The sequence below is a fragment of the Acidovorax sp. LjRoot38 genome (assembly GCF_964252975.1).
Lineage (GTDB): Bacteria > Pseudomonadota > Gammaproteobacteria > Burkholderiales > Burkholderiaceae_C > Acidovorax > Acidovorax facilis.
The window spans coordinates 41731-50996 of record NZ_CAXUPT020000022.1 but is presented as its reverse complement, the minus strand read 5'-3'; the positions used below and the strand labels follow the sequence as shown (position 1 = coordinate 50996).

Here is a 9266-nt window from a genome sequence, read left to right as displayed (position 1 = left end):
TGTATCCCCATCCCCCGTACGGGGGATTTCAGATCAGTGGAACTGCTCTTCTTCGGTCGAACCCGTCAGGGCTTTCACGCTGGACGAGCCGCCCTGGATCACCGTGGTCACGTCGTCGAAGTAGCCTGCGCCCACTTCCTGCTGGTGCGACACGAAGGTGTAGCCCTTTTCGCGTGCCGCGAATTCAGGTTCCTGCACCATCTCGGTGTAGTGCTTCATGCCTTCGCCCTGGGCGTATGCATGGGCGAACTGGAAGGTGTTGAACCAGTTGATGTGGATGCCGGCCAACGTGATGAACTGGTACTTGTAGCCCAGAGCCGACAGGTCTTCCTGGAACGAAGCGATCTGCTTGTCGTTGAGGTTCTTCTTCCAGTTGAAGGATGGCGAGCAGTTGTACGACAGCAGCTTGCCAGGGCAGGCAGCGTGCACGGCTTGCGCGAATTCACGTGCGAAGCCGATGTCTGGCACGCCGGTTTCGCACCACACCAGATCGGCGTAGGGGGCGTAGGCCACGCCGCGGCTGATGGCTTGTTCCAGGCCGTTCTTGACGCGGTAGAAGCCCTCTTGCGTACGCTCGCCGGTCAGGAAGGGCTTGTCGTTGGCGTCGTGGTCGGACGTGATCAGGTTGGCTGCTTCAGCGTCGGTGCGGGCCAGAACGATGGTGGACACGCCCATCACGTCGGCCGCGAAACGTGCGGAGATCAGCTTTTCGCAGGCTTCTTGCGTAGGCACCAGCACCTTGCCACCCATGTGGCCGCACTTCTTCACGGCAGCCAGTTGGTCTTCGAAGTGAACGCCAGCAGCGCCGCTTTGAATCATGTTCTTCATCAGTTCGAAAGCGTTCAGCACGCCGCCGAAACCGGCTTCTGCATCGGCCACGATAGGCAGGAAGTAGTCGATGAATTCCTTGTCGCCGGGGTTGATGCCACGGCCCCACTGGATTTCGTCAGCACGCTTGAAGGTGTTGTTGATGCGGCGAACCATGGTGGGCACCGAGTCGTAGGCATACAGCGACTGGTCGGGGTACATGGTTTCGCTGGTGTTGCCATCAGCGGCCACTTGCCAACCCGACAGGTACACGGCTTCGAGGCCTGCCTTGGCTTGCTGCATAGCCTGGCCGGCAGAGATGGCGCCGAAGGCGTTCACGTAGCCCTTCTTGGCGCCGCCGTTGATCTTGTCCCACAGCTTTTCAGCGCCGCGCTTGGCCAGCGTGTGCTCAATGGGCAACGAGCCGCGCAGACGCACCACGTCGGCAGCGCTGTAACCGCGCTTCACACCCTTCCAGCGGGGGTTGGTCGCCCAGTCTTTTTCCAGGGCGGCAATTTGCTGTTCGCGGCTCAGTTGTTCGTTGAGGGATTGGGGCATGAGATCACTCCAGAGGTTGGTTGAAAACGCCGGGCTGCTTGTGCCGCCCTTGGAGACAACTTTAAGTCTTCTATAAGACTTGCGCAAGCTCTTATGTCTTATAGAAGAGATAAATTTTCTCTTTGAAAAACAACAACTTAACCACAGCATTTCTCAATACAGAAATTGATTTCTCATATCGAGAAAAAATGCGGCAATGCAACATCTATCGCATTCCACATTGAGGAATCAAAATTCCGCATTGCAAAAAAACATAGACCAGTATTCACAACGCGGCCAAAGGCGGCGCTTGCAGCCAGTCCCCCCCGGCAATCCGGGGTGCAGAGACCACATACCGGGGATTGATCTCATAGACCAGGCAAGGCACGCCCTGCCCGCCCACATCAACCACGATCTCGCGCTTCACGTACTCGTCACTGGGGGTGGCCCCCAGGTCCTCAATCTCGTCCAGAATGGCCTCCAGCGCTGGCTCGATGGCATACACCTCGCCGTGCACCACCCCCAGGGGCCCGCCCAACGCCATGCCGGGATAGGCCCCCAGGTGGTAGAGCACCCCAGGCACCTGGGCGGCCCCCATGAATCTTGGCGCCGGGCGAAGGCGGGTGATGTCATTGGATCCGCCGCGCCGCAAGGTGCCATAGACAAAGACGTGGCGTGCAGGGCTGGCGGGCGCGGTTTCGTCGGGCATGATGCGCACCTCCTTTTCGTTGAGCGATCACCAGTCTAGTGAACACCACTCCCAGCCGCCCCTTCGCCTACCTGTGCCTGGCCCTCAGCATGGCGCTGGTGGGCAGCTACGTGGCGCTGTCCAAACCGCTGGCCGCCGTGCTGCCGGTTTTTCTGCTCGCATGGATGCGTTTTGGCATTGGTGGCGTAGCCATGTTGCATTGGCTCCGCAAACCTGTGGATGAGCCGCCCCTCGCCCCACAAACCCGGCGGCTGTTGTTTCTACAGTCGTTTCTGGGCAATTTCCTGTTCACCATCTGCATGATCTATGGCGTGAGCCTCACCGATGCGGTCACGGCCGGAGTGACCCTGGCCGCGATTCCCGCCGCGGTGGCGGTGATGGGCTGGCTCTTTTTGCGCGAACGCGTGGCGCCACGCACCTGGGCCGCCGTGGTTTGTGCCGTGGCGGGTATTGCCTTGTTTTCGCTATCAAAACAAGAGCATTCAGCGCATATTGGACAAGCGCCAGGCACCCAAAATACTCAAAACCTTGCATGGTTGGGGCCCTTGCTGCTGCTGGGCGCGGTGGTGTGCGAAGCTGCTTACACGGTGATCGGCAAGAAGCTCACCAGCAGTCTGGGCCCCAAGCGCATCACCTCGCTCATCAACCTGTGGGGCTTTGTGCTGTCCACGCCGTTCGGGCTGTACGCCGCCTGGCATTTTGACTTTGCCGCCGTAGGCTGGGGCACCTGGACGCTGCTGGTGTTCTACGCGCTGGCCGCCTGCGTGTGGACGGTGTGGCTCTGGATGACCGGGCTCAAGGCCGTGCCGGCTGCTCAGGGCGGCGTCTTTTCGGTCATGTTGCCAGTGAGCGCGGCCCTGGTCGGCGTGCTGGTGCTGGGCGAATCACTGACCGGCTGGCAATGGGCGGCATTTGCCATCGCGCTGGCCAGCATGCTGCTGGCCACCCTGCCCTCACGCACAGCGCTGCGTGTCGGCCGACGCGACAATCAAGCAGGCTGACGGCAGCCCGACCGCGATCGCTACGCAGCCAAGGGCTGTGTGCTGACCACGATGCCATCCGCATCGGCATACAGCCAGTCGCCCGGCCACACCCAGACCCCCTGGATCTGCACGGCCACATCGCGCTGCCCCTCGCCACGGCGCTCGGTGGGCAATGGCATCAACCCCAGCGCACGAAGGCCGACGGCTGCCGCGTTCAGTTCGGCCACGTCACGCACGCAGCCATCCACCACCAGGCCGGCCCAGCCATTGCGCGCAGCGGCAGCCGCCAGATTGCCACCCACCAGAGCGCGGCGCAGCGATCCACCCCCATCCACCACCAGCACGCGGCCCTCACCCGGTGACTCCACAGCAGCCTTGACCTGCGTGTTGTCCTCATGGCACTTGACGGTGCTTACGGGGCCCGCAAACGCGGCCACACCGCCAAAACTCTGGAAAACGGGGGGCAAAACGCGGAAAGACCCGCTCATATCACCCTTGTGCTCGTCGCAAAAATCACAGGTGCTGAAGGGGGTGGAGGAAGGTGCAGCAGTCATGTTTCGAAAGCCTTTCAGGCGGAATGAACAACAGGGAAAGCGGCTAGGAGGCTGCGCGGCAGAAGGAACATCGGCTGCAACGTGCGATAAACCGGTCTCGCGCGTTTCGCTTCGATACCTTCTGCCGCGAAGCCTCCTGGCGCCGGGCCACGCAGGTTGCCCCGCATTGTCATACAGCCCCAGGGGCAGGCCCTCAAACGCGGCCCGCGCAGGCCGCTTTGTCAAGGCAGGAGCGCAGCGTGGGCAACTTATTGGCCTGCACGCGGCACCACGGCTACAAATCGAGGCAAAAAAAGCCGTTTCTCCCTTGGAAACGCGTTTTTTTCCCAGTAGCATCAGCCTGCCAGTGGGAAAGCCTAGTTTTCGCTGGTGAAAATTTACTTCCAACAAGGAAAACCCAACATGGCAACTGCAAAAAAAGCTCCGGCAAAAACAGCCCCCGCAGCCAAGACGGCTGCTGCCCCCGCCAAGAAGCGCACCCCCAACGCTGCTTTCATGAAAGCGCTCACGCCCAGCCCCGCGCTGGCCGCCGTGGTGGGCTCGGCACCGCTGCCACGCACGGAGATCATCAGCAAGCTGTGGGTCTACATCAAGGCCAACAACCTGCAGGACGCCACCAACAAGCGCAACATCAACGCCGATGCCAAGCTCAAGGAGCTGTTCGGCAAGCCCCAGGTCTCGATGTTTGAGCTGGCTGGCCTGATTGGCAAGCACGTCAAATAATCCCCGTACCTGGTGCACCAAAGAAGCCGGCTCAGCCGGCTTTTTTTCGCCTGTACTCCGGCAGACTGTGGTGCATTAACATCAATGCAAATGAGAATGACCCGCATTTGATGTAACATAATGAAGCAAGTCGAAGCACAGCCATGTTGACCTAGCCACTGCCTCTCGCCTGCGCCTGGCGCCCCGCGCGCCATCAGCACATCCCCACCGACGGAGGCCATCTTGGCAAAACCACGCGCTCAGCGCCGCAGCTCCGTGCTGCGCCCACAACAATCTTCTCCTTCCTTCGTGTCCACCACACCGCGCGGCCTGTCGTCCGACAAGGCCCTGCTCCCGCTGGGCGCACTCATGTTGGCTGCCTCTGTGGGCGCCATGGCACAGACCGGCACCCAGGAAACCACCCTGTCCACCGTGACGGTGAAAGAAGCCGCCGAAGTGCAAGGCAAAGACACCTTGCTGCTCAAGAAGACCACGGTCGGCAAGGGCAAGCAGGACATCAAGGACATTCCGCAGTCGGTGACGGTGTTCACCGAAAAGCAGATGAACGACCGCAACATGGACGACTTCCGCGAGGTGCTGCGCAACACTGCGGGCGTGACCTTCCAGTCGGGCGAGACGGGTGAAGAAGACGTGCGCCTGCGCGGTTTCTCCCTGGGCCAAGCGGGCGACATCTATGTGGACGGCATGAAGGATGCGCCGCTGATCGAACGCGACACCTTCAACCTCGACCGCGTCGAAGTGCTCAAGGGCTCGGCATCCATGCTGTTTGGCAAGGGCTCGACTGGCGGCGTGGTCAACCAGGTCAACAAGGCCCCGTTGCTGATCGACCAGCACGAAGCCTCGTACACCTACGGCACCGGCCAATACCACCGTGCCACGGGCGACTTCAACTTCAAGACCGGCGAGAACGCGGCCCTCCGCCTGAACGCCATGGTGCAGGAGTTCGACAACTACGGCGCCAAACAGGACAAGCGCGGCATTGCGCCCACGTTCGCCTGGGGCATCGGCACGCGCGATGAGTTCTCCATCGGCCTGTACTACCTCGAATCCAAGGGCCGCCCGCTGTACAACCACCCTTGGCGCGTGGTGGACGGCAAGATCAACACGCCGCTGGAAGCCCGCAACTACTATGGCCTGGCCAGCGACCACAACAACACCTCGGCACAGCATGTCACGCTGGGCCATATCCACCGCTTTGACAACAACGGCGAGCTGAACACGCGCCTGCGCTACGGCACCTACGAGCGCGACCTGCTGGCCAGCACCATCGGCTTCCAGAACAGCGCCATCACGCTCGACCAGATCAACGGCAACACCGTGCTGACCCGTGGCTCCAAGGGCCGCCTGGGCGAGAGCGACGTGCTGCAGGTGCAAAGCGACTACAGCAACACCTTCAACTGGGGCGGCAAGAAGCACGCCGTGCTGGCGGGCGTCGATTACTTCGACGACGATGCCAAGCGCAACCAGAACTACCCCAACACCACCACCCGCCCCACCACCACCGTCGGCTCGCCCAACGATGGCGCCTGGGTGGCCGATGGCCGCGCGCCCGTGCAGTGGAACACCTTCAAGTCGCGCAACCTGGGCCTGTACTTCCAGGACACGATGGCGCTGAACGACACCCTGAAGCTGGTGGGTGGCCTGCGTTATGACAACTTCAAGGCCTCCTACAAGAACGCCACCGGCGCACTGAGCAACTCGCGCTCCGACAGCCTGGTCAGCCCCCGCGTGGGCCTGCTGTTCCAGCCCAGCGAGCTGGTCTCGTACTACGCGTCGTTCGGCACTTCGTACAACACCTCGGGCGACACCTACCAGTTCGGCAACCCCGGCGCCAACACGGCCCGCACCGCCAACACCGACCCCGAAAAGAGCCGCAATTTCGAGATCGGCAGCAAGTTCGAGCTGTTCGAGCGCCGCGCGCTGCTGGGTGTGGCCGTGTTCCGCAGCGAGAAGTACAACGAGCGCAACACCGACCCCGACACCGCTGCCCAGCAAGAGCTGCTGTCCGGCAAGCGCCACGCCACCGGCATGGAATTCAACCTGGCTGGCCGTCTTACGCCCCAGTGGGAAGTGTTCGCCAACCACACCTGGATTCCTTCGGCCAAGATCGACCGCAGCAACGTGGCACTGGCCGCCAACGGTGGTGGCGCGCAGGTGCAGGGCGACCGCCCCGGCCTCACGCCCAAGCACAGCGGCAGCGTGTGGAGCACCTACGCCGTCACTTCCAAGCTGCGCGTGGGCGCAGGCCTGACCTACCGCAGCAAGCAGAACCCCGAGGGTTCGCGTGCGGTGTACGCCAGCGGCTTTGCCGTGATGGACGCCATGGCCGAGTACGCGTTTGACGACAAGACCACGCTCAAGCTGAACGTGAGCAACCTGTTCGACCGCACCTACGCCGACGGCCTGTACCGTGGCTTCTACACGCCGGGCGCACCCCGCGCCGTGCAGGTGTCCATCAAGACGCGCTTCTGACATTCGATGCGCTGATGCGCTGATGTTCTGACGAAACGACGCCGCCCCTTCACTGGGGCGGCGTCACAATCGGCCTCCATGTTTCTGCACATCCCCCACGTTCTCACCGCCGAAGAAGTCGCCTTCTTCCGGCAACAGCTCTGGGCCCCCGACACCCCCTGGGTGGATGGTGCCCGCAGCGCAGGCGGCCAGGCCGTGCACCAGAAGAACAACCGGCAACTGGCCCAGGGCAGCGAGCTGTCGGCCCAGCTGCAGGGCCTGGTCAAGGCAGCGCTGCACCGCAACGCACTGTTTTTCTCGGCCGCCCTGCCACGCCGCATCTACAACCCGCTGTTCAACCACTACGGCGGTGGCGCCAACGCCTACGGCAACCATGTCGATAGCGCCGTCATGCACTCCAAGGCTGACAACGGCTGGGTGCGCAGCGACCTGTCGTGCACGCTGTTCCTCACCCCGCCCGACGAATACGACGGCGGCGAACTCGTGGCCACCGAAGCCTGGGGCGAAAAACGCATCAAGCTCCCAGCGGGCGACATGGTTTTGTACCCCAGCAGCACCGTGCACCAGGTGTCGCCCGTCACACACGGGCAGCGCATCAGCAGCTTCTTCTGGGTCGAAAGCATGGTGCGCGGGCTGGAGCAGCGGCAGCTGCTGTTCGACATGGACATGTCGCTGCTGCGGCTGCGCCAGAGCGTGGGCGAGACGGACCCGGCGGTCATTGCGCTCTCGGGCACGTACCACAACCTGCTGCGCATGTGGGCCGACGTGTGACCCGCCTCTCCTGGCATCCAGGCTCCACGCCCCCTTCGCGCCGTGGCCCCTGCCTTGCCAGATTTACTCCTATTTCAATAGCACCTCGCGCATACTGAACGCGCGCAAGGTGCTTTTTTTTATTGGTATGACTGACACCCCCGCCCGCCACAGACTGCCGCCCGAGATCGCCAACCTGGCCGACCATGAACTGCTGGCGCGCCAGCAGCTGGACGACAACGCCTGGGCCTACTTCAGCGGGGGTGCGGGCGACGAGATCACGCTGCGCGCCAACCGCAGCGCCTGGGACACTCTGCCCCTGTGGCCCCGCGTGCTGCGGCCGCTGGCGAGCGGCCATACCCGGGTGCAGCTGCTGGGGCGCACGCTGGCCCACCCCATCCTGCTGGCACCGGTCGCCTTCCAGCGCCTGGCCCACCCCGATGGCGAACTGGCCATGGCCTACGCAGCGGCCGCACTGGGCGCGGGTGTGGTGCTCAGCACCCAGGCCAGCGTGTCGCTCGAAGCCGTTGCCGGCGCGGTGCAGCCCGACCCGGGGCGCGGCCCGCTGTGGTTCCAGCTCTACCTGCAGCACGACCGGGGCTTTACGCAGGCGCTGGTGCAGCGGGCCGAGGCGGCGGGCTACGAAGCCCTGGTGCTCACGGTGGATGCCCCCACCAGCGGCGTGCGCGACCGCGAGCGGCGCGCAGGCTTCCGGCTGCCACCCGGCGTGGGCCCGGTCAACCTGGCGGGCCTGCCCCCGCCACCACAACCCGACCTGCGCCCCGGCCAGAGCGCGCTGTTTGACGGGCTGCTGTACCAGGCGCCCACCTGGGACGACGTGGCCTGGCTGCAGTCCATCACCCGCCTGCCCGTGCTGCTCAAGGGCGTGCTGCACCCAGCCGACGCACGCCAGGCCGTGGCAGCGGGTGCGGCGGGCCTGATCGTCTCCAACCACGGTGGCCGCACGCTGGACACCGCGCCCGCCACCGCCACCGCCCTGCCCCGCGTGGTGCAGGCCGTGGCCGACGCAGTGCCGGTGCTGGTGGACGGCGGCATCCGGCGCGGCACCGATGTGCTCAAGGCCATGGCGCTGGGCGCATCTGCCGTGCTGGTGGGGCGCCCCGCCGTGTGGGGCCTGGCCAATGCGGGGGCCACAGGCGTAGCCCATGTGCTGCGCCTGCTGCGCGACGAGTTGGAAGTTGCCATGGCGCTCACCGGCTGCGCCACGCTGACCGACGCCACGCCTGCGCTGCTGGATGTCGGAGAAGACGCAGCCCTTCGCCCCAACCGGTGAGGGCCGCCGCCGTGGCCGCTGGCGAATAGCCTTGGGCCGGTGAGAAGTGTTGATGGCGATCAACGCCCTTCCCCCTGACGGCAGGAATGATTTATTGCAAATGCGATAGATTCGTATTTATAATAAGATCACCTTCAACAGCCAGCCACACTGCCTGCCGCCATGATCGTCTGTGTTTGCCGCCGGATTTCCGACCGTGAGATTGCCCGCCACGCACGTGCAGGCATGAGCTTTGACGAAATCCAGTTCGAACTGGGCGTGGCCACCCAATGCGGGTGCTGCGAAAGCTGCGCCCGGGATGTGGTGGCGCAGTGCAGTGCATCGAGTCCGGTGGCCGCCCTGCACAATGAGGCAGCGCCGAAAACGATCCAGCTTGCCAGCTCCATCCTGGAAAGCAAGTCATGGAACTCCTCTCTACACTCGCAGGCAGCCTGATC

At 63.6% G+C, this 9266-nt stretch carries 9 protein-coding genes; 6 read left to right on the top strand and 3 right to left on the bottom strand.

All coding sequences use genetic code 11. The features are described 5' to 3' along the window. Positions 1-33 precede the first annotated feature (33 nt). Both aceA and ACSQ22_RS24865 read right to left on the bottom strand, forming a co-directional pair. Positions 34-1365 (bottom strand): isocitrate lyase, encoded by a 1332-nt coding sequence (gene aceA, locus ACSQ22_RS24870; protein WP_055402695.1) that lies wholly within the window; start codon positions 1363-1365, stop codon positions 34-36. 265 nt (positions 1366-1630) lie between these two features. After that, positions 1631-2053: a gamma-glutamylcyclotransferase family protein gene (locus ACSQ22_RS24865; protein ID WP_436131828.1), complete on the bottom strand. Its 423-nt coding sequence runs from the start codon at positions 2051-2053 to the stop codon at positions 1631-1633. A gap of 38 nt (positions 2054-2091) precedes the next feature. On the opposite strand from ACSQ22_RS24865, the gene ACSQ22_RS24860 reads away from it, so the two are divergent. Next, a complete protein-coding gene (locus ACSQ22_RS24860; protein WP_436131827.1) occupies positions 2092-3054 on the top strand; it encodes a DMT family transporter in 963 nt (320 codons plus the stop codon). 20 nt (positions 3055-3074) lie between these two features. Here the strand turns inward: ACSQ22_RS24860 and rraA are convergent, their stop codons facing one another. Further along, positions 3075-3590: a ribonuclease E activity regulator RraA gene (gene rraA / locus ACSQ22_RS24855; RefSeq protein ID WP_436131826.1), complete on the bottom strand. Its 516-nt coding sequence runs from the start codon at positions 3588-3590 to the stop codon at positions 3075-3077. A gap of 402 nt (positions 3591-3992) precedes the next feature. Here rraA and ACSQ22_RS24850 point away from each other — a divergent pair, with 402 nt between their 5' ends. From ACSQ22_RS24850 to ACSQ22_RS24830, 5 genes are all read left to right on the top strand, one after another. Then, complete coding sequence (locus ACSQ22_RS24850) at positions 3993-4313, top strand: SWIB/MDM2 domain-containing protein (RefSeq protein ID WP_055402700.1); 321 nt, start codon at positions 3993-3995, stop codon at positions 4311-4313. 348 nt (positions 4314-4661) lie between these two features. Next, complete coding sequence (locus ACSQ22_RS24845; protein WP_436131830.1) at positions 4662-6785, top strand: TonB-dependent receptor; 2124 nt, start codon at positions 4662-4664, stop codon at positions 6783-6785. Positions 6786-6863: 78 nt separating this feature from the next. Then, positions 6864-7556: a Fe2+-dependent dioxygenase gene (locus tag ACSQ22_RS24840; protein ID WP_436131825.1), complete on the top strand. Its 693-nt coding sequence runs from the start codon at positions 6864-6866 to the stop codon at positions 7554-7556. Between the two features lie 127 nt (positions 7557-7683). Beyond that, entirely contained in the window at positions 7684-8829 is a 1146-nt protein-coding gene (locus ACSQ22_RS24835; RefSeq protein ID WP_436131824.1) for an alpha-hydroxy acid oxidase, read from the top strand. A gap of 162 nt (positions 8830-8991) precedes the next feature. Beyond that, positions 8992-9264, top strand: a complete 273-nt coding sequence (locus ACSQ22_RS24830; RefSeq protein WP_055402706.1) for a (2Fe-2S)-binding protein — start codon at positions 8992-8994, stop codon at positions 9262-9264. Positions 9265-9266: the final 2 nt, after the last annotated feature.

Coding starts and splice junctions, on each gene's coding strand:
- aceA (WP_055402695.1), bottom strand. CDS start 1,365: ATGCCCCAATCCCTCAACGAACAACTGAGCCGCGAACAGCAAATTGCC.
- ACSQ22_RS24865 (WP_436131828.1), bottom strand. CDS start 2,053: ATGCCCGACGAAACCGCGCCCGCCAGCCCTGCACGCCACGTCTTTGTC.
- rraA (WP_436131826.1), bottom strand. CDS start 3,590: ATGACTGCTGCACCTTCCTCCACCCCCTTCAGCACCTGTGATTTTTGC.
- ACSQ22_RS24850 (WP_055402700.1), top strand. CDS start 3,993: ATGGCAACTGCAAAAAAAGCTCCGGCAAAAACAGCCCCCGCAGCCAAG.
- ACSQ22_RS24845 (WP_436131830.1), top strand. CDS start 4,662: ATGTTGGCTGCCTCTGTGGGCGCCATGGCACAGACCGGCACCCAGGAA.
- ACSQ22_RS24840 (WP_436131825.1), top strand. CDS start 6,864: ATGTTTCTGCACATCCCCCACGTTCTCACCGCCGAAGAAGTCGCCTTC.
- ACSQ22_RS24835 (WP_436131824.1), top strand. CDS start 7,684: ATGACTGACACCCCCGCCCGCCACAGACTGCCGCCCGAGATCGCCAAC.
- ACSQ22_RS24830 (WP_055402706.1), top strand. CDS start 8,992: ATGATCGTCTGTGTTTGCCGCCGGATTTCCGACCGTGAGATTGCCCGC.